Annotated in this window: 24 protein-coding genes; 21 read left to right on the forward strand and 3 right to left on the reverse strand. The window is 49.2% G+C overall.

The window, feature by feature from the left end:
* Positions 1-82 precede the first annotated feature (82 nt).
* The 21 genes from C3B51_RS12020 to C3B51_RS12120 all read left to right on the forward strand — a co-directional run bounded on the left by C3B51_RS12020 (position 83) and on the right by C3B51_RS12120 (position 20,375).
* Positions 83-2,347: a flagellar hook-length control protein FliK gene (locus C3B51_RS12020; protein WP_130245190.1), complete on the forward strand. Its 2,265-nt coding sequence runs from the start codon at positions 83-85 to the stop codon at positions 2,345-2,347.
* Between the two features lie 44 nt (positions 2,348-2,391).
* Entirely contained in the window at positions 2,392-2,916 is a 525-nt protein-coding gene (gene fliL, locus C3B51_RS12025; protein WP_125720784.1) for a flagellar basal body-associated protein FliL, read from the forward strand.
* Positions 2,917-2,925: 9 nt separating this feature from the next.
* Positions 2,926-4,020, forward strand: coding sequence for a flagellar motor switch protein FliM (gene fliM, locus C3B51_RS12030; RefSeq protein ID WP_125720786.1), 1,095 nt, complete (start codon positions 2,926-2,928; stop codon positions 4,018-4,020).
* A gap of 28 nt (positions 4,021-4,048) precedes the next feature.
* A complete protein-coding gene (gene fliN, locus C3B51_RS12035) occupies positions 4,049-4,450 on the forward strand; it encodes a flagellar motor switch protein FliN (protein ID WP_125720787.1) in 402 nt (133 codons plus the stop codon).
* Positions 4,451-4,460: 10 nt separating this feature from the next.
* The gene (gene fliO, locus C3B51_RS12040; RefSeq protein WP_125720789.1) at positions 4,461-4,832 is read left to right on the forward strand and encodes a flagellar biosynthetic protein FliO; all 372 of its coding nucleotides are present in this window, start codon (positions 4,461-4,463) and stop codon (positions 4,830-4,832) included.
* A gap of 4 nt (positions 4,833-4,836) precedes the next feature.
* A complete protein-coding gene (gene fliP, locus C3B51_RS12045) occupies positions 4,837-5,577 on the forward strand; it encodes a flagellar type III secretion system pore protein FliP (RefSeq protein ID WP_125720791.1) in 741 nt (246 codons plus the stop codon).
* Between the two features lies 1 nt (position 5,578).
* Positions 5,579-5,848: a flagellar biosynthesis protein FliQ gene (gene fliQ / locus C3B51_RS12050; protein ID WP_125720793.1), complete on the forward strand. Its 270-nt coding sequence runs from the start codon at positions 5,579-5,581 to the stop codon at positions 5,846-5,848.
* Positions 5,849-5,853: 5 nt separating this feature from the next.
* Positions 5,854-6,633 (forward strand): flagellar biosynthetic protein FliR, encoded by a 780-nt coding sequence (gene fliR / locus C3B51_RS12055; RefSeq protein ID WP_125720795.1) that lies wholly within the window; start codon positions 5,854-5,856, stop codon positions 6,631-6,633.
* 21 nt (positions 6,634-6,654) lie between these two features.
* Positions 6,655-7,785, forward strand: coding sequence for a flagellar biosynthesis protein FlhB (gene flhB / locus C3B51_RS12060; protein WP_125720798.1), 1,131 nt, complete (start codon positions 6,655-6,657; stop codon positions 7,783-7,785).
* 69 nt (positions 7,786-7,854) lie between these two features.
* Positions 7,855-9,951, forward strand: coding sequence for a flagellar biosynthesis protein FlhA (gene flhA / locus C3B51_RS12065; protein ID WP_125720800.1), 2,097 nt, complete (start codon positions 7,855-7,857; stop codon positions 9,949-9,951).
* Positions 9,952-9,971: 20 nt separating this feature from the next.
* Positions 9,972-11,486 carry a flagellar biosynthesis protein FlhF gene (gene flhF / locus C3B51_RS12070; protein WP_130245191.1) on the forward strand — a complete coding sequence of 505 codons (1,515 nt, stop codon included), beginning with the start codon at positions 9,972-9,974 and terminating at the stop codon, positions 11,484-11,486.
* On the forward strand, positions 11,479-12,339 hold the full coding sequence (locus C3B51_RS12075) for a MinD/ParA family protein (RefSeq protein WP_046003902.1): 861 nt from the start codon (positions 11,479-11,481) through the stop codon (positions 12,337-12,339). The genes flhF and C3B51_RS12075 overlap by 8 nt, the downstream gene beginning before the upstream one ends.
* A 2-nt stretch (positions 12,340-12,341) precedes the next feature.
* A complete protein-coding gene (locus tag C3B51_RS12080; RefSeq protein ID WP_125720804.1) occupies positions 12,342-13,076 on the forward strand; it encodes an RNA polymerase sigma factor FliA in 735 nt (244 codons plus the stop codon).
* A gap of 43 nt (positions 13,077-13,119) precedes the next feature.
* On the forward strand, positions 13,120-13,503 hold the full coding sequence (cheY, locus tag C3B51_RS12085; protein ID WP_010385696.1) for a chemotaxis response regulator CheY: 384 nt from the start codon (positions 13,120-13,122) through the stop codon (positions 13,501-13,503).
* A gap of 19 nt (positions 13,504-13,522) precedes the next feature.
* The gene (locus tag C3B51_RS12090) at positions 13,523-14,293 is read left to right on the forward strand and encodes a protein phosphatase CheZ (RefSeq protein WP_125720806.1); all 771 of its coding nucleotides are present in this window, start codon (positions 13,523-13,525) and stop codon (positions 14,291-14,293) included.
* 15 nt (positions 14,294-14,308) lie between these two features.
* A complete protein-coding gene (locus tag C3B51_RS12095) occupies positions 14,309-16,543 on the forward strand; it encodes a chemotaxis protein CheA (RefSeq protein WP_130245192.1) in 2,235 nt (744 codons plus the stop codon).
* Between the two features lie 78 nt (positions 16,544-16,621).
* Positions 16,622-17,776 carry a protein-glutamate methylesterase/protein-glutamine glutaminase gene (locus tag C3B51_RS12100; protein ID WP_130245193.1) on the forward strand — a complete coding sequence of 385 codons (1,155 nt, stop codon included), beginning with the start codon at positions 16,622-16,624 and terminating at the stop codon, positions 17,774-17,776.
* Between the two features lie 54 nt (positions 17,777-17,830).
* Positions 17,831-18,616: a ParA family protein gene (locus tag C3B51_RS12105; RefSeq protein WP_046003897.1), complete on the forward strand. Its 786-nt coding sequence runs from the start codon at positions 17,831-17,833 to the stop codon at positions 18,614-18,616.
* Entirely contained in the window at positions 18,609-19,421 is an 813-nt protein-coding gene (locus C3B51_RS12110; RefSeq protein ID WP_125720814.1) for a chemotaxis protein CheW, read from the forward strand. Before C3B51_RS12105 ends, C3B51_RS12110 begins: the two co-directional genes overlap by 8 nt.
* A 24-nt stretch (positions 19,422-19,445) precedes the next feature.
* A complete protein-coding gene (locus C3B51_RS12115; RefSeq protein ID WP_010385708.1) occupies positions 19,446-19,943 on the forward strand; it encodes a chemotaxis protein CheW in 498 nt (165 codons plus the stop codon).
* A gap of 27 nt (positions 19,944-19,970) precedes the next feature.
* A complete protein-coding gene (locus C3B51_RS12120; protein WP_430929757.1) occupies positions 19,971-20,375 on the forward strand; it encodes a DUF2802 domain-containing protein in 405 nt (134 codons plus the stop codon).
* 111 nt (positions 20,376-20,486) lie between these two features.
* On the opposite strand, the gene C3B51_RS12125 is transcribed toward C3B51_RS12120, so the two are convergent.
* The 3 genes from C3B51_RS12125 to C3B51_RS12135 form a co-directional block, all read right to left on the reverse strand.
* The gene (locus tag C3B51_RS12125) at positions 20,487-20,783 is read right to left on the reverse strand and encodes an EscU/YscU/HrcU family type III secretion system export apparatus switch protein (protein WP_010385716.1); all 297 of its coding nucleotides are present in this window, start codon (positions 20,781-20,783) and stop codon (positions 20,487-20,489) included.
* Positions 20,784-20,883: 100 nt separating this feature from the next.
* Positions 20,884-22,875: an amidohydrolase gene (locus tag C3B51_RS12130; protein ID WP_130245194.1), complete on the reverse strand. Its 1,992-nt coding sequence runs from the start codon at positions 22,873-22,875 to the stop codon at positions 20,884-20,886.
* A gap of 124 nt (positions 22,876-22,999) precedes the next feature.
* The gene (locus C3B51_RS12135; protein WP_130245195.1) at positions 23,000-25,576 is read right to left on the reverse strand and encodes a flagellar hook-length control protein FliK; all 2,577 of its coding nucleotides are present in this window, start codon (positions 25,574-25,576) and stop codon (positions 23,000-23,002) included.
* Positions 25,577-25,627: the final 51 nt, after the last annotated feature.

The following is a 25,627-nucleotide window of genomic DNA, read 5'->3' on the forward strand; positions in this document are numbered from 1 at the left end:
GGCCTGTTTTTTGCAGCATCAACCTCGTAAATCAATTTAATCCGGTTAGCGGCGCTAACTTGCCGCATATGAAGGTGACAGTATGGTCAATGTTTCGCTAGAAGTAGCAATCAATAACGGAGTTTCGGCGAAGGGAAAGGATCAAACGGAACAGTCCGAGGACTCGGGCTTTCTCGCTATGTTGGCTCAGGCAGAGCAAGATAGTAGCGATGAGGCTTCACACTCAGACACCGATGAGACGCAGGAATATATTCCTTTACCGGGGGGGCTTGACCGCCGTCTGGGCCTGGATAACAGCGAGTTACCGGCAAACAAAAAAGCTGCGCCGGACGAACCATTAAAACTCGATGATTCTGAGCTGCCTGGTCAGACAGTGGGCCAATCGGGCGCAGCTGCTGGCACAAACAGCGATGCCGACGATCTGCTTGCTCAGATCACCTCATCCAATGCACAAAGCACTGAAGTTGCACACAACCTGGCACCTGTGCCTAAGGCATTGAAAGACTATTTGGGCAAAGAAGCCCTGGTAATGCCACCTGAAGGTAAGCAGCCTGTTGATAATATCGGTCCAGTCGTACCTGCACCTGCAGGACAAGGTGATGAAGCCCAGGACCCTGAACTTGCTGATGCAAAAGCGCCACTGACAAGCGCAACTACCCAAGCGGGTACAAAATCTATGGAAGGTAAAGCGCTGGTTGAGGGGTCTGAGGAACTGGTGATTGCCAAACGGGTTGAGCGAGCGGGACCGGTGATTACGCAACCAAGCGATGCTGCTTTGCCTGTACAAACGGATAATCAGCCTGTGAAAGGAGAAGCAAAGGCTGACGGGCTTACAGAAGCATTAAAGTCAGGTAGCACAGAGGGCACTAAAAACGCGGTAAGTTTGACGTCGACCGATGAGCAGAAGAACGCAGCACAGACTAAGCCATTGCAAGCTGAGCAGGCACTATCAGCGGGTAAACCTGTGACCTCAGAGGCTTCGTCAGTAACGGCCAACCCGGCAGAAGATAAAGCGGCGGTGTTGCATGAGCAAGTGTCAACACACAGTGCAGCACATAAGTACGCGGGCGAGGCACAACCTTTGACTGGTAAAATTACTCAGCGCCCTGCTGACCAAATCGGCCCGGTGATCACAATGCCACAGGGCGATGGAGCACAGAGCATGGTGAGCAATGAAGCTCAAGGGGCAAGTGCAGACAAGACAGCCAAAACACCTCAACCAGCACAGCTCGGCAGTACACCCGGTACACGCGATCTGAAAGGGATGGTTGAAGCACTAACGCCGCAGCAAAAGCAGACACTGGCGACTAATCTTCAGTCACAGCTGGACAGTGGTGAGCTGAGCGAGCCTGAGCATCGCGCTAAAGCCGAGCAACTGTTACAAGAGTTAGGTGTTAAACCCCAATTGACGGGGGCAAGCAAAGCACAGGAAATGACAGCGACGGTGGCCAGGCAGCCAGCTGAAACGGATAAGGAAGTGCAAAACAATAAAGCAGAGCAGCTTGTGACATCCGAAAAAGACAGTAAAGCTACAAAAGTAACCGATCCGCTTGCACCAGATAAAGTCAACAAACAGAGCGCTGTGGTAAGTCAGTCAGCTGTGGGTAATGCAGAACAAAAATCGCAGCAAAAAGACGCTCAGCAGCAAGTGGTTGCTAGCGACCCGCTCGATGGTGAACACCCAGAGTTAGCGCAGCTCAAAAAAGGGGGAGGACAGTCTGAGCAGCAAAATTCGCAGCAGCGTAGCGCGATGCCAGCACCCATAGAAAATATCTTTAAGGCCATTCGTGGCGAGCGCGCAGAGGATGGCATGAAGCATGAGTTTAATGAAGTGTTGGCGCAGGTAGAGCAGGTTCGGCAAAGTCAGCAGGTTAACCAGCAAAGTGCGGTGAACCAAAAAGCCATGCAAACCGATCCTGCTATCACCCAGGCCATTAATATTGCCAGAAATGATGCTGTTAAAGCCTTGCAAGAGCGTGTCAATATGATGCTCAATATCAATAACAAGGAAGCCGAGATCCGTTTAGACCCGCCTGAGCTGGGCAGCATGCAGATCCGTATCCGTTCTGAGGGCGAACAGGCACAGGTCAACTTCATTGTGCAAAATCAGCAGGCCAAGGAGCAGCTAGAACAATCCATGCCGAAGCTCAGAGAGATGCTGGCCGAGCAGGGGATCCAGTTGGGTGAAAGTAACATTCAGCAGGATCAGGGTGGAGATCAGCACCAGCAGGAAGCATCCCAAGGTCATGGAACACTTGCTAATAATGGCAGTGAAGCGCAAAATAACGACCAACAATCAACGACTAGCAGACGGCAAAGTGATTCAGCAATAGATTACTATGCGTAACAGCTGCTATGATTAAGGTTAGTGTGACTTAAAGAAGCGCGAATATGGCAGAAGAAAGCGATTTAGAAATAGAAGAAACCGGTGGCTCGAAGAAAAAGTTGATCATTATTATTGCTGCTGTGGTTATTGTTTTAGCCGCAGTTGCAGGCTACTTTTTATTTGCAGGGTCAGACGAAGCGCCCGAATCGCTGGCAGAAGAAACGACCGAACAGCAAGTGCAGGCTTCGCAGCAAAATGCCGCTCAAGCTGGCAGTGCATTGTACGTTGCTATGCCTCGTCCTTTTGTGTTTAACGTGCCGGGCGCAAGCCGCGACCGCATAGTGCAAATTAAAGTTCAGCTGTTGGTACGCGGGGACGTCAACGAGGAGGTAGCCAAAAAGCATATTCCTCTGATTGAGGGCACCCTGCTAAGTGTGTTTTCCACCACAACCGCTGATGAACTGAGTACCAGCGCGGGTAAAGAGACTTTACGTTTGAGTGCGCTAGATAAAGTACAAGCCGCAATGGAAAGCGTTGAAGGCAGCAAGGTGGTTGAACGCGTATTATTTACCGGTTTTGTAATGCAGTAGGAAGAGTCAGTGAGCGACTTATTATCACAAGACGAAATCGATGCCTTATTGCATGGCGTCGATGAAGTCGAAGAAGAAGAGGTCTCGGATAGTGACGATGGCGGGACCAGTAACGCCCTGCAATACGACTTTTCGTCACAGGACCGTATCGTCCGTGGTCGCATGCCAACGCTGGAAATCGTTAATGAACGATTTGCCCGGCATATGCGGATCAGTCTGTTCAACATGATGCGTCGTACCGCTGAAGTGTCAATCAATGGCGTACAAATGCTCAAATTTGGTGAGTACATTCATACTTTGTTCGTACCAACCAGTTTGAATATGGTGCGTTTTCGCCCACTCAAGGGGACTGGACTGATCACCATGGAAGCCCGCCTGGTGTTTATTCTGGTAGATAACTTCTTTGGTGGTGATGGCCGCTATCACGCAAAAATTGAAGGGCGAGAGTTTACGCCAACGGAGCGGCGGATCGTTCAGATGCTGCTTAAAATCATCTTTGAAGATTATAAAGAAGCCTGGGCGCCGGTCATGGATGTGTCGTTTGAATATCTGGACTCGGAAGTTAACCCGGCGATGGCCAACATCGTGTCGCCAACAGAAGTGGTGGTGATCAGTTCATTCCACATTGAGCTGGACGGCGGAGGCGGGGACTTCCATATCTCCTTGCCTTATTCGATGCTTGAACCCATTCGTGAACTGCTCGACGCCGGTGTTCAGTCAGACACTGAAGACACCGATCTGCGTTGGAGTAAGGCATTACGTGATGAAATTATGGATGTTGAGGTTGAGTTGTCTACTCAGCTGCTTGAGGTCGACTTGTCCCTGGAGCAGATCATGCAGTTGAAAGCGGGTGATATTATCCCTGTTGAAATGCCTGAGCATATCACAGTGTTTGTAGAGGAGCTGCCTACTTTCCGGGCTAAAATGGGGCGCTCTCGTGATAATGTGGCATTGCAGATCAGCGAAAAAATTAAACGCCCTGAATCGGTGAAGTCTGAGCTTCACGTCTTTACAAAGGGTGGCAAGAAGCTGGACTCGGATGCCGAGCTGGCAGAGTTAGAAGAAGATCTGCATCTGTCTGAAGGTGTGGATTTAGATTGGTGATGAAGAAGTTAATTAAGGTAGTCAGTGCATGAGCGATGATCAAGATACAATGGACGAATGGGCGGCTGCACTCGCAGAAGCCGAGGAAGCCGACCAGGACGGTGCTGAAGCCGAAGTTGCGGAACTGGAAGAGTTACAAGACAGTAGTGCTTCTTTGAGTGCCGATGAAAAGCGCAAACTCGATACAATTTTAGACATCCCGGTCACCATTTCGATGGAGGTGGGGCGCTCTAAGATCAATATACGTAACTTACTTCAGCTGAATCAGGGATCTGTTGTCGAATTAGACCGGGTTGCTGGTGAGCCTTTGGATGTGCTGGTCAATGGCACGCTGATAGCCCATGGCGAAGTGGTTGTGGTAAACGACAAGTTTGGTATTCGCCTGACTGACGTGATCAGCCAGGTTGAACGCATCAAGAAATTGCGTTAATCGTCTGGTGATGAGTGCTTTGATGTTCTCCAGTGTGGCTGCGGCGCAGCCACCAAGCGGGCTCAGCAGTGAGCTATTGTCTGTTGGCCTGTCGTTGGCGTTGGTGGTGTTGGCGATTATATTTTTGGCCTTGCTGGTAAAACGCTTTAATCCTAACCTGGGCAACAGTCAGGATTTCAAGGTGATCCGCAGCTTACCACTGGGCAGCAAAGAGCGGTTACTGGTCATTGAAATTGATGACAAACAGCATTTGCTCGGCGTGACCCCACACAGTATCAATTATTTATATCAGTTAGAGTCGCCACTGGAAGCGACACCTACGGCCCCATTTGCTAAAGAGCTCAGCCGTTTAATGTCTGGCGCAAATAACAATAAGAAATGAACCTATGATCCGACTTTTACTCCTCATCACTGTGTTACTGTTTGCTCCAGCTGCGCTGGCTGATGGTATTGAGGCATTGAGTATAACAACCAACCCAGATGGCTCTCAGGAATACTCAGTAACCCTGCAAGTGCTGGCCATCATGACGTCACTGAGCTTTATTCCTGCTGCGGTGATTATGATGACCTCCTTTACGCGTATCATTGTGGTACTGGCAATATTGCGTCAGGCTATTGGCTTACAGCAATCGCCGTCTAATCAGGTATTGGTCGGCATGTCTTTGTTTCTGACCTTTTTTATTATGGCGCCCATCTTCAATCAGATTAATGACCGGGCCGTTCAGCCCTATTTGAATGAAGAATTAACGTCGATACAGGCCCTGCAAGAAGCCAAAGAGCCGGTTAAGGCGTTTATGCTTTCGCAAACACGCATAAAAGATCTGGAAACTTTCGCCAAAATAGCAGGCTATGACAAGCTGGATAGCCCTGAAGATACTCCGTTTGTGGTGATTATCCCGGCTTTTGTCACCAGTGAATTGCAGACCGCTTTCATCATCGGCTTCATGTTCTTTATTCCCTTTTTGATAGTTGATCTCGTTGTTGCCAGTGTTCTGATGGCCATGGGTATGATGATGCTCTCGCCCATGATAGTGGCTTTACCCTTCAAGATTATGCTGTTTGTGCTGGTGGATGGCTGGTCTCTTATTATGGGCACGCTGGCGCGAAGTTTTGGCTTAGGAGTCTGAGATGGAACCAGAAGTTTTTGTCGACGTACTCAGTGACTCTTTGTTTATCGTCATAAAACTGGTCGCGGCCATTGTACTTCCCGGGCTTTTAGTCGGATTGGTCGTTGCGGTCTTTCAGGCGGCAACGTCAATTAACGAACAAACCTTAAGTTTCCTGCCAAGGTTGATCATCACTATTTTGGCTCTGATTGCCGGGGGACACTGGATGACTCAGGTATTAATGGACTTTTTCCTTCAATTGGTTATGCAAATACCTGAAATTGCAGGTTAAATATTATGGAATACCCGCTGCCGTTACTAATGCAATGGTTGAGTGATTACACGTTACCTTTTGTGCGGATCAGCTCAATGATTATGATCATGGCAGGTCTTGGGGCGCAAAGCGTTCCTTCACGCGTGAAGCTGGCATTGTCTGTTGTGGTTACGGTTGCGGTCGCACCAGCCATCCCTCAGACACAATTTACCAACCTGTTTTCGTTTGCCATGGTTCTGGTGGTGCTCCACGAACTGATCATTGGCGTGGCCATCGGCTTTGCATCTGTGCTGTTACTTAATACGTTTATTGTGGCAGGTCAGATCCTGGCGATGCAAACCGGCTTAGGTTTTGCGTCCGTCGTGGACCCTGCTAATGGCTTGAGCGTACCAGCTGTGGGCCAGTTTTATCTGATCCTCGCCACCTTACTCTTTTTTGTGTTTAATGGGCACCTGATGATGATCAACATGGTGATTTACAGTTTCCAGACCTGGCCGATAGACGGTAGTTGGTGGGTAACGGATAACTACTGGTTGATAGCAAACTGGGGTTCATGGATGTTTGCGACGGCGCTGGCGTTGTCACTTGCCCCACTGACGGCCATGCTGGTGATTAACTTGTCTTTCGGCATTATGACGCGCGCGGCGCCACAGATGAATATATTCTCGGTGGGGTTTGCATTTACCCTGGTCGCCGGGCTGACTATCATCTGGGCAACGATGGGTAACTTTATCATTCAGTACGAGTTTCAGTGGTTAAAAATGACTGAGTTAATGTGTAACCTGATCGGTTGTACCGTTTAGATCTAACCGGAGAGTGACTAGATGGCAGAAGATTCAGGTCAGGAACGTACCGAAGAACCCACGGATAAAAAAATCCGTGAGTCCAGGAAAAAAGGCCAGGTCGCCCGTTCTAAAGAACTGGGCACCACATTCGTGTTGTTATTTTCCGCAGTTGCGCTGTTACTTTTTGGTCCTGACATAGCAAAAGGGTTGTATAACATCATGGGGCGTATGTTTACGCTAAACAGAAATGAGACCTATGATACAACCAAAATGTTCTCTGTCTGGGGAGAGGTGTTCTCCGAGCTGATTTTCCCACTGTCTATGTTCGTATGTATCATTTGTGTGGCCGGGATCATTGGTAATACCTTGCTTGGTGGCTTTAATTTTAGTTGGGAGGCGGCTGCACCCAAGGCGAGTAAAATGTCGCCCATGAAAGGCTTTAAGCGCATGTTCGGTGCACAGGCAGCTGTTGAATTACTAAAATCTATTCTTAAGTTTGTCCTGGTATCCGGGTTTGCAATCATCCTGATCAATATGTTCTTTTACGAAATCCTGCATCTCAGTATTGAACAGATCCCAAGCAGTATTTTGCATGCACTGGAGATCCTGGCCTGGATGTTCTTAGCACTCAGTTGCACCATGATCATTATTTCTGCCATTGATGCGCCTTATCAGAGTCACAACCACCACAAACAGCTAAAAATGACGCTGCAGGAAGTAAAGGACGAATACAAAAACTCGGAAGGTGATCCGCAAATCAAGGCGCGTATTCGCCGTACGCAGCGTGAAATGTCGCAGCGACGCATGATGCAGCAAGTGCCGGATGCTGATGTGGTGGTCACCAACCCAACGCATTACTCTGTGGCACTCAAATATGACACAGATAAAGCGGGCGCACCTATGGTTATCGCCAAGGGCGTCGATGAGATGGCGATGCAGATCCGTAAAATTGCCAAAGGGAACGAAGTTCCGATTGTTGAGTCACCTGTGTTAACTCGATCTTTGTATCATACCACTGAGGTGGGCGACCAAATCCCCCAACAGCTGTTTACTGCGGTTGCGCAGGTGCTGGCTTACGTTTTTCAGCTTAAAAAGTTCAACAAAGGACGAGGTAAACGACCCGTCGCGCTTAAAAAAGATCTGCCGATACCAGACGAACTAAAACATTAAGAGAGCCTGCTTTATTGGTATCAAACTTGCTTTATTGTAACTGCGTCAATAATTTGTGGTTCGTAAGTTATGGATTTTAAAGCGGTTTTACAGCAAATCAATCGAGATAAAAAAGAGTATGCAAAGGGCATAGGAACTCCTGTGCTGGTACTGGCGGCACTGGGAATGGTTATTCTCCCTATGCCTCCATTTTTGCTCGACATTTTATTTTCATTCAATATCGCACTGGCACTGGTGGTCTTGCTGGTGACGGTTTACACCATGAAACCGCTTGAATTCGGTATGTTTCCAGCTGTGCTGCTGATAGCCACCATTTTGCGACTGGCATTGAATGTGGCCAGTACCCGGGTTGTTTTGTTAGAAGGTCATAACGGTGGTGACGCAGCCGGTAAAGTGATTGAGGCCTTCGGCTCCGTGGTGATAGGCGGCAACTACGCGGTTGGCCTGGTGGTGTTCCTTATCCTTATCATTATCAACTTTGTGGTTATCACCAAAGGTGCCGGCCGTATTTCAGAAGTATCGGCTCGTTTCACTTTGGATGCCATGCCAGGTAAGCAGATGGCCATTGACGCCGACTTAAATGCCGGGTTTATTTCAGCAGAAGACGCCAGAGCCCGTCGTGAAGAAGTAACTCGTGAAGCCGATTTCTATGGCTCTATGGACGGTGCCAGTAAATTTGTTAAAGGCGATGCCATCGCGGGGATTGTGATCCTGGTGATCAACATTATTGGCGGCTTGTTCGTTGGTATGGTGCAACACGGATTAAGCTTTGGAAATGCCATGGAAGTGTACACTTTGCTGACCATAGGTGATGGTCTGGTCGCACAGCTTCCGTCACTATTACTGTCAATTGGTACCGCTATTGTCGTTACCCGTCAGAATGAATCGCATAATATGGGCGATCAGTTCAAGGCACAGCTCGGTAATGAAAAATCTTTGTCTATTGCTGCTGGCATCTTGATTGTGATGGGTCTGGTACCAGGTATGCCACATGTCGCATTCCTGGGGTTGGGCGGACTCCTTGGTTTCCTGGCTTATTATTCACACCAGCAAAAGATCAAAGCCGAAGAACAAAAAGCAGAGGAATCGAAAGGCGGTGCCGTTGCTTCTCAGCAGCAGGAACAAAAAGAGCTGGGCTGGGACGATGTACAACCAGTCGACGTAATTGGTCTGGAAGTGGGTTATCGCCTTATTCCGCTGGTTGATCAGTCGCAAGGGGGGGAACTGTTAAATCGCATTAAAGGGGTGCGTAAAAAGCTATCTCAGGAGCTGGGCTTCCTGGTGCCACCTGTTCATATACGCGACAATCTGGAACTGGACCCGAATGCTTATCGTATTACGCTAATGGGCGTTGGCTCCGGCGATGGTGAGCTGAAGCACGGCGATGAACTGGCAATTAACCCAGGCCAGGTGTTCGGACCAATTAATGGTGTGGCGACCAAAGATCCGGCATTTGGTTTAGAAGCGGTGTGGATCAAACCCGATCAAAAGGACGAGGCACACTCACTAGGTTACACGGTTGTTGATGCGTCCACTGTGGTTGCAACACACATCAGTCAGTTATTGACTAACAACGCTTCATTGTTGCTCGGTCATGAAGAAGTACAAAACCTGCTGGATATGCTGGCCAAGAGTCATCCTCGTCTGGTTGAAGGCTTAGTGCCAGATATCTTGCCTCTGACAACCATAGTAAAAGTGTTGCAAAACCTGCTTAACGAGGGCGTGGCAATTCGTGATATGCGCTCGATTGTACAAACCCTGGTGGAGTATGGACCACGTAGTCAGGACCCGGATGTATTAACGGCTGCGGTACGTATTTCACTGCGCCGACTCATCGTTCAGGATGCCGTTGGTGGGGCCGAAGAAATCCCTGTCATAACATTGGCGCCCGAGTTGGAACAGATGTTGCATAAATCACTTCAGAACGCAGGTGATGAGGGGGCAGGCATAGAGCCAGGCCTTGCAGAGCGGCTTCAAGGTTCATTAAGAGAAGCCCATCAAACGCAAGAAATGCTCGGCGAGCCGTCCATCTTATTAACCTCAGGTATGTTAAGAAGTGTGCTGTCACGATTTGTAAAACACACCATCCCGGGACTCAGAGTGATGTCGTATCAGGAAGTACCGGATGAGAGACAAATTAAGATAGTGAGCTCAGTTGGACAGTAGAGGACTAAAAGGGGCTGACCATGAAAATTAAACGTTTTTTTGCAAAAGATATGCGTACGGCTTTGAAAGAAGTGAAAGAAGAGCTAGGTGCAGACGCGGTGATCATGTCGAATAAAAAACTGGCTGACGGCGTAGAAATTGTCGCTGCGGTAGATAATGACCGTACACCTGCACCTCAGGCCGCGCAGCCTGCTCCTCAACAGGCAGCGCCTCGTCAGGCGGCGCCTCAACAAAGTGCGCAAACTGGTTACGGCCAGCCTGCAAGAATGGTCCGTCCTCAACCACGTCGCCCAGAGCCACAAAAACAGGCTCAGGTTGCTGACAGCCTGGAAGCCTTGCTTGAGCGTCAAGCCCCTCGTCCTAAGTCGCCCGAGCTTGCTTCAATGTTTTCTCAGTCTGGTATTAACACCGATGATATGTTTGGTGTGCAGTCGCGCAAAGAAGCGCCAGCTAAAGCTGCGCCTCAGAGCGCACGTCAGCCTCGTTTTGAGGCATCAAGTCATGATTTTGACGGCCGTGAAAGCGCTTCCTCGTGGGAGTTTGGCGACGACCTGGATCAGGGCTTCGGTGATGAGCCAGCCGCGCAGAAAAAAGTCAACGAAGATGAAATGTCTTCCATGCGCGATGAGATGAATGCTATCCGCCAGTTGCTTGAGTTCCAGCTGTCCGGACTGATGAATCAGGAAATGGCGCGTCGTGACCCAACTCGCGCTTGTCTGGTTGACCGTCTTAAAGGCATGGGCATTGGCGCTGAAGTGGCTGAGCAAATGGCGTGCTTTATTCCTGATGACGTGTCTCGTAAAGAAGCATGGAATGCGCTACTTAACATGGTCGTTAATCAGATGCACACAACTAACAACGACATTTTGCGCCAGGGTGGCGTGTATGCCATGGTTGGGCCTACAGGGGTTGGTAAAACCACCACAGTTGCAAAATTAGCAGCGCTGGGTGCACAAAAATATGGTGCTGATAATGTGGCACTGATCACCACAGATACCTACCGTATCGGCGCTTATGAGCAACTGGCAACCTATGGTCGGATCATCGGCTGTCCTGTCAAGCAAGTAAAAGATGCTAATGAACTTGCCGAGGTTCTTTATCATTTACGTAATAAGCGTCTAATATTAATAGACACGGCAGGTATGAGTCAGCGTGATTTGCGCCTGACAGAGCAATTAAACACGCTGATGCGTAGCAGCCGTGTTGACATTCGCAGCTACCTGGTATTAAGTGCAACTGCACAAATGCATGTACTGCAAGAAACCGTCAATCACTTCAAAAAAGTCAATTTAAGTGGTTGTATTTTTACAAAACTTGATGAAAGTCTAAGTTTAGGTGAGATAATTAGCATAGCGATTCAAAATCGTCTGCCAATAGGGTATCTTACCAATGGTCAGCGAGTGCCTGAAGACATTCGCGTGGCAAACGCTCAGAAGTTAGTCAAAAAGGCTGAGCAATTGTATTTAAAGAGAACAAAAGCACAACATTCGCGACGTGTACCAGTGGCGTCCCAGACAGTAGGAATGTATGATTAATACAGTTTTAGATCAAGCAAGTGGCCTGCGGAGAATGAACCAGAAAAATAACCACAGTGTAAAAGTAATCGCAGTGACTGGTGGTAAAGGTGGAGTAGGTAAAACCAATGTATCCCTCAACACTGCCATCGCGTTAGGACAGCAGGGTAATCGGGTCTTGGTGCTTGATGCTGACTTAGGTTTGGCTAACTGTGACGTTATGCTGGGCTTAAGGGTCGAGAAAAATTTATCGCATGTATTGTCTGGCGAATGTGAACTAGACGAAATACTGGTTGAAGGCCCGGCTGGGATCCGCATTGTTCCGGCAACTTCAGGGTCGCAGAGTATGGTTGAGTTAACTCCTGCCGAACATGCAGGCTTAATCCGTGCGTTTAGCGAGCTGAGTAGCGAATTTGACATCTTAATCGTCGATACTGCGGCGGGTATCTCTGATATGGTTTTAAGTTTCTCACGTGCAGCCCAGGATGTTCTGGTTGTGGTGTGTGATGAGCCAACCTCCATCACCGATGCCTATGCACTGATCAAAGTCTTGAGCCGTGAGCATGGCGTATACAAATTCAAGATTGTCGCCAATATGGTGCGCAGTCTACGTGAAGGGCAAGAGCTGTTTGCCAAGCTTTCAAAGGTAACCGACCGCTTTTTGGACGTTGCTTTAGAGCTGGTTGCCACGATCCCATTTGACGAAAACATGCGTAAGTCATCGCGCCGTCAAAAAACCATCGTTGAGCTTTTCCCTAATTCACCTGCTGCCGTGGCATTCAGAGGCCTGGCCAGCAAAGCTGTCAAGTGGCCCATTCCCCATCAACCTTCAGGTCATTTGGAATTCTTTATTGAGCAACTGGTAAACGGTTAACGATGGCTTCACCGGTCAACCGCATGGCGGGATATAAAACGACGGACCATCTTAGTAAGGTGGTAGAGCGTCATACGCCTTTGGTAAAAAAGGTGGCCTGTCATTTATTAGCAAGGTTACCAGCCAGTGTTCAGTTAGACGATTTAGTCCAATCGGGCATGATTGGGCTAATTGAAGCGTGCAAAAATTTTGACGCCAGTAAAGGCGCAAGTTTTGAAACCTTTGCCGGTATTCGAATTCGCGGTGCAATGATTGACGAGATCCGCCGTGGCGACTGGGCTCCCCGCTCTGTACACAAAAACGGCCGGATGGTTGCAGAAGCCATTGCTGAGCTTGAATCACAGCTTGGGCGGGAACCAAAAGATACTGAAATCGCTGAAAAACTTGATATTACGCTAGATGAGTACCATCATATTTTACATGATGTCAATGCGAGTAAAGTTATCGGCATTGAAGACCTGGGGGTCGACGAAGACGTAATTTCTCCCGCAGGCAACGATTTTGCGCTAGACAAACCATTCAATAATGTTAAAAATGAGCGCTTTAACGAGTCGTTAGTCAATGCTATCAAGACTTTACCTGAGCGAGATGCCTTGGTGTTGTCTTTGTATTATAACGACGAGATGAATTTAAAAGAGATTGGCGCGATCTTAGAGGTCAGCGAATCTCGAGTGAGTCAGATTCACGGTCAAGCAATGATCAAGCTCAGAGCGAAGATCAATGACTGGATCAATTAGAGTTAGTTTTACAATATAGGTTCAAACCTCACCGGAGGAAGTTTTGGATAAGAACATGAAAATTCTCGTGGTTGATGATTTTTCTACGATGAGAAGAATAATCAAAAACCTGCTAAGAGACTTAGGCTTTACCAATGTTCAAGAGGCTGATGATGGCAGTACGGCACTTCCAATGTTGCAAAATCAGGAATTCGACTTTGTCGTAACTGACTGGAATATGCCCGGCATGCAAGGTATCGATTTGTTACGTGCAATTCGTGCTGACGACAAGCTTAAACACATCCCAGTGCTCATGGTAACAGCGGAAGCGAAGAAAGAACAAATCGTTGCTGCTGCCCAGGCTGGAGTTAATGGTTACATCGTTAAACCGTTTACGGCAGGAACCCTGAAAACCAAACTAGAAAAAGTGTTCGAGCGTTTAGGCTAGTATTGATAAGGGTAGGCTTATGTCAACATCTTCTGTGCCACAGATAACTCTGGAACAGGCTAAACTGCTCGTTGAATACCTAGAACAAGGTGAGCAGGAAAAGGCTGATGAGATATTAATTGAGGCCACTAATAAAGAACAATCAGAGCTTTTTGCTGAAGTAGGTAAGCTGACTCGACAACTTCATGAATCACTGAAGAACTTTGAGTTGGATACGCGCTTAGCAGATCTCACGACAGAAGCCATTCCAGATGCCAAGCAGCGCCTCAATTACGTCATGGAAATGACCGAAAGTGCTGCGAACAAAACCATGGATGCCGTAGAAGCGAGTCTTCCCTTAGCCCAAGAACTTGCCGATGAACTCTCTGAAATCAAGCCCACCTGGGACAGGCTAATGAGCCGGGATATCCAGCTCGGAGAGTTCAAGTCTTTGTGTCACGATCTTGACAGTTTTATGCAGTCGTCAAAAGGCCGTACAGATGAACTACAGAATCTGATGACCAATGTTTTGATGGCACAGGATTATCAGGATTTAACCGGACAGGTGATCCGGCGTGTCATTGAGCTGGTTCGTGAAGTTGAAGACAGCCTAATTCACTTGTTGACTGTATTTGGCAGCGCTGATGAAAGTCAACAAACTGCAGCCCAGCCGCAGTCACAAACTAAAGCCACCCCCGTTGCTGATGAGTTATCAGGTCCTGAGGGTCCAATTATGGACGCTGAGTCTCGAGATGATGTCGTATCCGGGCAGGACGAAGTTGATGACCTGTTGTCGAGTTTGGGCTTCTAATAGGAGAGTATGCGAATGAGCTTTGAAGTCGATGAAGATATCTTACAAGACTTTCTTGTTGAAGCTGGGGAAATACTCGAACAGTTATCTGAGCAGCTTGTCGAACTAGAGAATAATCCGGAAGACAAAGAGCTGTTGAACGCGATTTTCCGTGGTTTCCATACTGTTAAAGGGGGCGCTGGCTTCCTGAGTATGACGGAACTGGTGGATGCTTGTCACGGTGCGGAAAACGTGTTCGATGTTTTGCGTCAGGGCCAGCGTCAGGTAACAGCAGAACTGATGGATGTCATTTTGCAGTCACTCGACACCATCAATGAAATGTTCTCATGTATTCAAAATAGAGAGCAACCTGAGCCCGCAGACCCGCATTTGCTGGAAGTGTTGCATCAGCTTAGCCAACCACAATCAGCAGACGAAGAAATTTCAGCCCCAGCAGCTGAGCCAGAACCGGTTGTTTCAACGCCCAGTGCAGATGATGTGCTGTTCGATGCACCATCGGACCCCGTCGACGCAGTCGATGGAGAGAGCTCAGACAGCATAGATGAAATTTCAGAAGAAGAATTTGAAAGCTTACTGGATGAGCTGCACGGCTCCGGCAATGGTCCTTCAGCAGCCTCTGACACACCTGCTGCACCCAAAGCGACACCCGCTCCATCGAGCAGTGACGACGGCGATATTACCGATGACGAGTTTGACAGCTTGTTAGACGAGCTGCACGGAGTTGGACAATTTGGTGCAACACCTGCCGCTGCGCCTACACCGGCACCTGCACAACCCGCAGCCTCTGAGAAGGCACCTGCGTCGGGTGGCGGTGACGATGATGAAATCAACGACGACGAATTTGAAGCTTTGCTGGATGAGTTGCATGGTAAAGGGCAAGCGCCAAAGTCAACAGAAGCGGAAGTAGCTGCACCCAAAGAAGAACCAAAAGCACCGCCAAAACCTGAACCTAAGCCGGCGGCGCCTGCGACAAAAGCGCCAAGTGCACCTGCTGCCAAACCTGCGCCAGCACCGGCGGCTAAGCCGCCAGCAGAGAATAAACCCGTGGCTGATAAAGCGGCGGCTAAAAAGCCTGCGGCACAAGCTGAGACAACCGTTCGCGTTGATACCAAGCGTCTCGATGAGATCATGAACATGGTCGGTGAGCTGGTGTTGGTGCGTAACCGACTAGTGAGCTTGGCAAATAACTCCAATAGCGAGTCTATGGGCAAGGCTATCTCGAACCTGGATGTGGTCACGGCAGACTTGCAGGGCGCGGTAATGAAAACCCGGATGCAGCCCATCAAGAAAGTATTTGGTCGCTTCCCTCGGGTTGTTCGTGACTTAGCGCGCAGTCTTAAAAAAGACATTAGCTTAGTATTGGAAGGGGAAGATACCGATCTGGATAAAAACCTGGTTGAGGCACTGGCCGATCCCTTGGTTCACTTGGTGCGCAACTCGGTAGACCATGGTATTGAGATGCCTGACGTGCGTGAAGCCGCAGGTAAATCCAGAACCGGTACTGTCACCTTATCCGCTTCGCAAGAAGGCGACCATATTCTGTTGACCATTCGCGATGATGGTGCGGGTATGGACCCTGAGAAACTGAAAAAGATTGCGATCAGCAAAGGGGTTATCGACTCCGATCAGGCAAGCCGCCTGTCGGACAATGAAGCTTACAACCTGATTTTTGCACCTGGTTTCTCAACCAAAGAACAAATTTCTGACATCTCTGGCCGGGGTGTTGGCATGGACGTGGTTAAGACCAAGATCACCCAGCTTAATGGCTCTGTTAATATCCAGTCTGAACTGGGTGTAGGTACCATACTGGAAATCAAAGTACCACTGACATTGGCCATTTTGCCCACACTGATGGTAATGATTGGCCAGCAGACATTTGCACTGCCACTTGCCGGGGTGAGCGAAATATTCCACCTGGATTTGACTAAGACCAATGTGGTTGATGGCCAATTGACTATCATAGTGCGTGAAAAAGCGATCCCTCTGTTCTATCTGGAACATTGGTTAGTGAAAGGCGCAGACAGAACAGCCCGCAAAGCCGAAGGGCATGTGGTCATTGTTCAGATGGGCACTAAGCAAGTTGGATTTGTGGTGGATTCACTGATTGGCCAGGAAGAGGTGGTGATCAAACCACTGGATGCCTTATTACAAGGCACACCCGGTATGGCAGGTGCAACCATCACATCTGATGGTGGTATCGCGCTGATTCTGGACGTCCCCAGCATGTTAAAATATTACGCCGGTAAGTAAATAACTGGCGTTTATACCGACAAAGTGGTGTCTTTGACACCACTTTTCGGATCTGTAACGAATAAAAGAGCAATGCCAATGGCAGTTAAAGTATTAGTTGTAGATGACTCGAGCTTCTTTCGTCGCCGAGTGAGTGAAATACTAGAAAAAGATCCTGAAATTCAGGTGATTGACTTTGCGGTAAATGGTCAAGAAGCGGTTGATAAAGCAGCCAAACTCAGACCGGATGTCATCACCATGGATGTGGAAATGCCAGTGATGGATGGGATCAGTGCGGTAAAGCAGATCATGCAAAGCTCGCCGACTCCCATTTTAATGTTTTCGTCATTGACCCGTGAAGGTGCAAGCGCCACCTTAGATGCACTGGATGCCGGTGCTGTCGACTTTTTGCCGAAAAAGTTTGAAGACATTGCCCGCAACAGTGAAGACGCGATCCGCTCTTTGCAAAACAAGGTGAAAGAGATTGGCCGACGTCGTGTGAGCCGTTTTACCCGGCCTATTAGTTCATCGCCGGCACCTGCGCCTGCGCGCAGCACCCCAGCCTCATCCGGGCTGCGCTCAACGGCTAAACCGATAGCGCAACCAGATCGCTCCTTCTCACGGCCTGCGGCGGATACGCCCAGTTCAGGGGCGTCGTTTAAGGCGTCAGGAAAAAAATACCAAATCGTTGCTATTGGCACGTCTACGGGCGGGCCGGTTGCACTTCAGACTATTTTAACCCAGTTGCCTGCAAACTTTCCGCACCCAATATTGCTGATCCAGCATATGCCTGCGGCATTCACACCGGCATTTGCACAGCGTTTAAATAGCCTGTGTAAAATCAAAGTGAAAGAAGCGGAGCAGGGCGATCGCTTGCAACCTGGTGTTGCTTATCTCGCGCCTGGTGGCCAGCAAATGTTGGTTGAATCCAGAGGCGGCAGTAAAACGCTTAAAGTGTTTGAAGACGACAGCCCGCGTATTACCTATAAACCCAGCGTTGATGTGACTTTTGCCAGTACTGCGAAAGCCTACGGCGGGGACGTCTTAGCAGTCATACTCACGGGCATGGGCGCGGATGGCAGAGATGGTGCCAGAATGTTGAAACAAAGTGGTGCGACTATCTGGGCTCAGGATGAAAAAACCTGTGTGGTTTATGGTATGCCGCAAGCCGTTGCCAGTGCGGGCATTTCATCGGAGGACATTGCCTTACAGGATGTGGCGCTGAGAATAAACAAAGAAATAGGCTGCGCATAATTCAACTATGCCCCAATGCGTGTCTGTGTTTGGCCGAAGGAATAAAAAAATAACGTGAAAATCTGGACGGTAGCGAACCAAAAAGGCGGGGTGGGTAAAACCACCACCACAGTGAGTCTCGGTGGGATCCTGGCGCTTCAGGGGAAGCGTGTATTGCTGATAGACACAGATCCGCATGCATCATTAACATATTACTTCGGCATAGATTCGGAAGAGTTGGAAGTCAGCGTGTATGATATTTTTATTCGTGGCTCCAATATGGCCAGTGAGGAAATTCTTCAGGCTCTGTGTCCTTCAACCATAGAAAACCTGGATATACTGCCGGCGACCATGGCGATTGCGACGCTCGATCGCAGCATGGGCAACCGCTCTGGCATGGGACTAATACTGAAAAAAGCCCTGGCCAAGATTAGTGAGCATTACGACTATGCTATTCTGGATTGTCCGCCCGTACTTGGTGTGCTGATGGTGAACGCTTTGGCCGCGAGCGAGCGTATTTTGATCCCGGTGCAAACCGAGTTTCTGGCGTTGAAGGGGTTGGATCGCATGATGCGCACAATGTCATTAATGCAAAGTTCGCATTCCAAGCAATATCAATATACTATAGTACCAACTATGTATGATAAGCGCACCAAAGCATCGCTTGAAGCCTATAAGTCTTTAGTCGAGACCTATCAGGATAAAGTCTGGCCTGGGGTGATCCCGGTTGATACTAAATTCAGAGATGCCAGTTTGGCGCAGCAAGTGCCAGTGCAATTTTGTCCAAAATCGCGTGGTGTCTATGCTTACCGTGCCTTACTGGATCATCTGGCAGAAGTGGATAGAGGTAGTAATGAGTAAGCATCTGTTTGCCAATGAACAGGTCATGAAGCAATATCTGGGCGCCTTGTTACGCGAAGAAGAGGAAGACGAGGTTGCGCTCGCACCGGTGGCTAAGCTGCTGGAATCGGTGCCAGAGGCCAAAGAAGAGCATGTTGCAACGCGTCATGCTGTGTCAAGTTCAGAGGATGCCGTTACACAAGAGCCATCTGAGCAAGCTGTTGTACAGGCTCAGGCCGAAACAGCAACGCCCCAGGAAATCGCCGAGGAAGAACCCGTAATAACCCCGGCCGATGATCTTGAGATAACTGAAAATACTACTATTATCAAAGAAGAAGCAGAGCAGGCTATGCCAGCTCGTGCGCGTGATGCGTACCTGGAAAATGAATTTCAGGCGTTGTTCTTCGAAGTAGCCGGGCTGACTTTGGCAGTGCCTTTAAAGTCGCTGGGTGGTATACATCAGCTTACCGAAGTTAATCAATTGTTTGGTAAGCCAAAATGGTTTAAAGGCGTGATGCTTAACCGGGAAGAAAAACTCAATGTGGTCGATACAGCCCGCTGGGTGATGCCGGAGAAGTTCACACCTGAGCTGGAAGAAAAGCTGGATTACCAGTACTTGATCATGCTGGGCGATAGCCAGTGGGGCTTGTTGGCCGAAAATCTGGTTAATAATATTACGTTGAAACCAGAAGACGTTAAATGGCGAACGGCTGATGGTAAAAGGCCATGGCTGGCGGGCGTCATTAAAGAAAAAATGTGCGCACTGATAGATGTTGAGAATTTAAATCGATTGCTAGAGCATGGCCTCGATAGCCGAGAGCAGTAACTAGCATCTAACTGGAGTAAAATCATGAGTCAAGAGAGAATACTTTCGGCTGATAAAAATGCAGATAGTAATGATGAAGTCCTTCAGTGGGTTACCTATAAGCTAGAGGATGAAACCTACGGCATTAACGTAATGCAGGTACAAGAAGTATTACGCTATACCGAGATTGCCCCTGTGCCGGGCGCGCCAACTTACGTGCTTGGTATCATCAACCTACGTGGTAACGTGGTTACGGTTATCGACACGCGCTCTCGCTTTGGGCTGCCAAGCTCAGAGGTCACTGATAACTCTCGTATCGTGATCATCGAAGCTGAAAAACAAGTTGTCGGCATTTTGGTCGACAGCGTAGCCGAAGTGGTTTACCTGCGCAGCTCCGAGATTGATAGCGCGCCAAACATTGGTACTGAAGAGAGTGCTAAGTTTATTCAGGGCGTGTCGAATCGCGAAGGTGAGCTACTGATCCTGGTTGATTTGAACAAACTACTCAGCGATGATGAGTGGGATGAGTTGAGTCATATATAACCCGTGCAAGCAGTAACCCAAAACGAGATTTTATTGCTCCTGGTCATTGCCTCAAGCCTGCTATGTTTAGTGTGCTTGGGGTTTATTTTTGCGCTGAGTAAAAAAGTACAACGACAAAACAATGAACATGGCAAACTGCTTCAGCATATGAAGCGAGAAAATGAACAAGTGGCTATTTTACGTAGTGAAATTGCTGAAGTTCGCGCCAGTGTACTAAGTATTGGTAAACGCCTGGTTGCCTGCGAGAACTACGCAAAGGACTTGGCCCAGCAACAGGCTGCGCAAAAGTACGACGACCCAGACGCCAAGATTTATTCACGCGCAGTTAAAATGGTAGAACTGGGCGCAGACATAGAAGAAATCATGCGCGAGTGTGAACTACCCCGCGCCGAAGCCGAACTGTTAATGTCCCTACACAACAAGCAATCTTAGGGTTGCTCATCACCAGCCAGCGACAAACGCCAGAACATATCTGCATTTTCGTTGGCTGTGTACTTTCTTACATCTCGATTCTGCGCAATCGAGAACCCCTGAGAAAGGGGGTCAGGCCTTTATATTCAGCTTGCCCTGAAAATGTTTCCAGCCGGGTGGAAATTTACCACGTAGAACATAAGAGAAAGCGATTAGCTCTGCAATCACATAGTAGAGCTCTTTGGGGATTTCTTCGTGCAGGTCGAGCTGGCTGAGCGTTTGGACCAAAGTAGCATCTTCATGGATCATGATGTCTTTTTCTTTGGCAAGTGCAATGATCTCTTCGGCAAGCTCGCCAAAACCCTTGCAAACAACTTCGGGCGACTTACCCGCTTCATATAACAGGCCAATGGCGGTTTTTTGTTCCATAACATTTAACGACTACAGACATCTTAGTATCAAAGTAGCATGTAACACCGTCAGATAAAAACCCCTTACCCGGATTTATATCCGGATAAGGGCTGCCAGTTTAGTTATTATAACACAATCTGCCATTTACCCAGGTCTGGCGGACAGGCACATCTCTCAACCCGACTGCAGGGCGTGTTAAGGGATCTTCATCCAGAATAACCAGATCGGCCTGTTTACCAACCACCAGTTCACCGATCAGGTGGTCCATATGACACTGCCAGGCGGCATCATAGGTTGCGGCGCGCAGGGCCTGGGCCATGGTGGCACACTCTTGCTCATTGAGAATTGGCGGGTGGCCATTTTGATAGGCTTCCTCAGGGGCGTCCTCCATCATGCGGGTTACGGCCTGCTCCATCATACGCAGTGGCCCAATGGGTGAAACAAAATGGTCACTGTGCAGGGTATAGCGCAGTGCATGTTGAGCCGCAGAGGCGGTGCGATCCAGATGTTCAACAACCGACTGCTGAGGAAACACCTTATGCTTGAAGGTATAGCCCCAGTAGCCCACGTGTCCTATCAAAAAGCTTGGCGACAGGCCCAGATAGTCCATATCAGCCAGGTTCTGATCGCTCAGTAAAGAAGCATGCTCAATGCGATGGCGTTTTTCCAGTCCCGCTTTTTCCTGGTTATGGAGTGCATCACGATACGCCATGATGGTATTATTTATAGCATGTGTGCCGTTAGCGTGGATCATCAATGACCAGCCGCGCGTGTCTAACTCACTCACCAGTGCCAGAAACGGAGATTCAACTTCATGATCCGCTTCACCATCCGGTGGATTGAAATTCCAAACACCATAGGGGAATTCATCGTTAATATTGCTGTCCGGGAATTGATATTTGGTGAGCTGATATCCGGTCAGACCCTGGTTAGAGCCATCGCTGACGATTTTGGCATGGGCAATATTGAACCAGTTCGTATGGTAATGGCTGGGTTCGGTTGGCGTGATTTTGCTCCACTGATCAGCCGTGGTATAGAATAACGCACCGCCAAGGCGCAATCCGGCAAGGCCGCTGCTGGCCATTTTACTTAATATCTCCAGCTCAGCGTTTTTCAAAGACGCGCCAAGAGCCGCATCCCACATAAGGGTGACACCTCGTGATAGCGCGAGCTTAAAGATCTTTTGTAAATTGCCAAACAGCTCAGTGATGCCCTGAGGGTGTTCTACAAAGTACTGCTCCAGCGCGACTTTGATCACCGGGCCAATCTGATCCGATTCAAGTAAGATACCATTTTCGTTGACGGGCAGTTCGCCTGAGTGCTGCGCGCGTTGCACAGCTTTAAGCGCATTGGTGTTGACGTAAGCAACATGGCCAGATGCATTCATAATAAAAATACAAATATCATCGTCTTTGCCTGAGCGTGCCTGTTTGCTGATGTCGTCCAGCTCAGTACAGTTGAAGTCCTCCCAGGGCGTTGGACTGACAGAGCCGTCCGCAGATGTTGTGGTGATAGGGTTAAACTGGCTGGGGTCGACTCCAAAGGCCAGCAGCCATTTGCGGTGAGAGGGGAGTGCTTTTGCTGCTTTGAGCAACAGCGCTGACACTGACTTCTTGTTGTAGTCTTTGCCAATTAAATACTGATCATTGTTATCACCGCCACTTTCTACGCCTTCTCTGAACGGTGCGAGCTGCAGCCAGGCGTTAAAAGATGCTGTGGGAGTCAAATGAACATGTGGTTCAATCAGCCCGGGTAACATGCAGGCCCCTTGTAAATCTTCAGATTCGGCGTGTGGATACTGGTTTTGACAGTCAGTCAGGCTACCCGTATGGACTATCTGCCCATGCTCGATGACAACGGCTTCAACGGTTTTGTTTACATCACCGCTTTCGAGCGTACGAATAGTACCGCCGTAAAAAATCCTGTGCTGCTGAGGGGGCCTGACAAACTGATTGGCAATGTAATCATCTATGTAATGCTCTGCGGCAATCAGCAGTTTATCGAGATTGAAAATCCCCTTATCTGACTGGTTATTATCGCTTTGTACGGCATGGCCAAACAATTGGTAGTTACAGCAGGCACAGCCAAGGTGCGGGTGGTGCGAAGACATAGCGTTCTCCTTTGCATATGTGATGTAGTGTTAGGCAAGTCAGACTTGCGCTACAACTGTAGAACATATGGTCAAAAGTGAAAGCTGCCCGGACATGCCGTGATCCTGACGAGTAAAATTTGGGTTACACCTGAATACTCACAATGGCGTGGCTGTCGTAAAAATGCTTCACCTGAGAGGCATCTTCGCGTAGCTCTATCTCCCCCACCTGAAGACCATGTGCGGCCAGCTTGCTGCGCAGTGCATCCAGGTGGGGCTGGGCCAGCTGGCAAACAGACGCACTGTCGCCAACAATCTCGCAGTCGACGGCTTTGTCCATCAGCTCCGCTTGTACACTTAACTGGCCAAGCTTGGCGTAATCAAAGTTAAGCCGCACAAACCACACTTGTTTTTCCGGCATACTGGCTTTGGCGGGTTTCTTATACTTGCCTATCTGTAGTTCACTCTGGCGACATTCCTGCGGCAATTTGAGGGGCATAAATAAGTTGATCAGCAACTGGCTTTCGCTATCGAATTTTTGCGCCAGCGGTTGCGGACTGGCATTGTTAGCCAAGTTGTTTTGCAACAGCGCCAGGTCGTCCATCAGACGAGACTGAGCTTGCTGAGTCACCGCCTGAATAAACTGACCGGGAGACGAGAGTTTGGTGCCGGGTTGCAGGGTTTCGACCAGGGCCGCAACACGCTGCTCCAGACTGATTTGTGGCGGTAAGTCCTGGGCTTTGGCAGTAAGCTGAGTACCCAGTAAAGTCACTATGAGCTTGTCCAGTGCCTGAGCAAAGCTATTATTGGTCAGAGCGGGTTGGATCTGGCTGGCAAGCGCCGGCAGTCGTGCAAACAGCTCATGACTGACCTGCTCCGGGGAGTGGCGTGTTTCGTCCATCATTTTACTGAAGGCCTGATGCACCAGGCGCATCAGGTCTGCCGATTGCGGGCTGCGAAATTGCTGTGTCGCGGACAGGGTTTCGCTGAGCTGCTGTTGCAGTAGGGGACCAGATTGTGTCGGTGTTGCTTCTATCTGGCGCAGTGTTTTACTCAAAATCTGGGCGATTGGTAAAGATAAACTGGGTTTGGCCGATGCTGCCTGCTCAGCTTTTGCTAAGCTCGTTTGGCTTGGCTGGTTGTCAGCGGGTTTAGCTGCCGACTCGTCACTCAGTGTCTGTGCCTGTTGTAACTGAGGGTTTATAAGCTGTGCGCTGTAAGGCTTTTGTTGAGGAACCACGGCAGCAAAGACCTGTTGAAGTATTGCCAGGCGTTGAGTAAACGCGCTGGACGGCTGCGAGGCAACAGCGGGTTTGTCTGTTGTCGCAGGTGCGAGCGCTTGTGCCTCTTTGGCTTTGGCAGCAGAGGCGGAGGCCGGTATCGGCGCAGGTGCTTGTGACAAAGCCTTACTGATTTTGCCGGGTTCCTGTGGCGTTGCCCCGGCTGGTGCCGAGCCGGTATTGCGTTCAGCGACTGGGCTACTTGAAGCTGATAAAGGGGCCTGCACGTTACCTTTAGGAGTAGCCTGCTTAGTGATGTTAGTAAATACTTGCTCTACGTTATCCAGCAGCTGTAAAAGGGGTTGGCTGTGTACCGGTGTCATGCTTTTTAGTACCAGCGCTGCATTGTTGGCTGCAATCTGAGGTAAAGTCGCATTCGGTGATTTTGCAGCCGTGGTAGGCGGTTGAGTGGCAGTCGGTGCTTGAGAACCCTGGACTTGTTTGGTGTTGAAAAAGGGCCTGGACAGTAGCTGTCCCAGGGCTTGTTTAACCGTTTGTTTAATGTCTGCCATTGATACGTTGAGCAAAGGCTTGTCGTAGCTGAGTGTCGATTTACTGTCAGGTGCTGGGCTAATGGCTTTTTCCAGCTCAGCGGCGAAACGTTGTGTGGCCAGCTTGGGCAGTGCCTGTTGCAAAGGCGTGACCAGTTTTACCTCAGTTGATTGCCTGGCTACGCCGATTTGCAGTCCGTCCGGCTGGGCTTTTAGCTGAGCATTGAACCAGCTGTTGAGCTTCAGCGCACTCTGGGCTTCAGGGGTTTTTACTTCGACCTGCTGGTTGGCAAGCTGTAATGTGGCGCTGTTGCGGCCAAGCTTAATCTTGGGTTGCTCCTGATTGCCAAGTTGCGCAAGTAAAGAGGTCAGTTTGTGTTTACTAACCGGGGCTTTCATCAGCTCATCACCAAAGGCATTAAAAATCTGCAGCAGCAAGTTATTCTGCCGTGCACTGAGATTGGCGACGAGTTTATTCTCTTGTTTGAGTAAGTCTGCCAGGGCAGGGGGGACCGGCAGCGCCAGGCCAATTTTTTCCAGCATCAAGGTCGACTGGTTGTTGCCTTTGAGTTGCGCATCCAGCTGCAACGCACTTTGCCCGCCAAGCCCTTTGATCAGACTCAGCAGGCTCAGCAAAGTTTGCGCGGGTTTGATCTGTAGTTTCAGTTCTGGTGTGCTGACCGTCAGCAGTGTGCCATCGGTACTGAGCTTAACCTCGGCTTCGGGTAATTTCAGCGGCTGCTGTAACTGGCTCTGACTGGCCAGTCGTACGCCTTGCCAGCGGCCATCTATGGTCACCTCCATTTGAATGCTGTCGGGTTTGATCACCAAGTTGCGGGCATTGAAGGTCTGTTCAGTCGCTGCGGTCGTGTTTGCTGATGACCCGCGTTCATTCAGCTGTGATGTGGCCAAATGTGCATTGTTTTGAATAGAAATCGTCGGCTTATTCATTATTTTAAATCAAATTTTCGTTGATCGGTCGCATCCAATTATTCGTATTAC

The sequence above is a fragment of the Pseudoalteromonas rubra genome, from assembly GCF_004212645.1.
GTDB classification, from domain to species: Bacteria; Pseudomonadota; Gammaproteobacteria; order Enterobacterales; family Alteromonadaceae; genus Pseudoalteromonas; species Pseudoalteromonas rubra_G.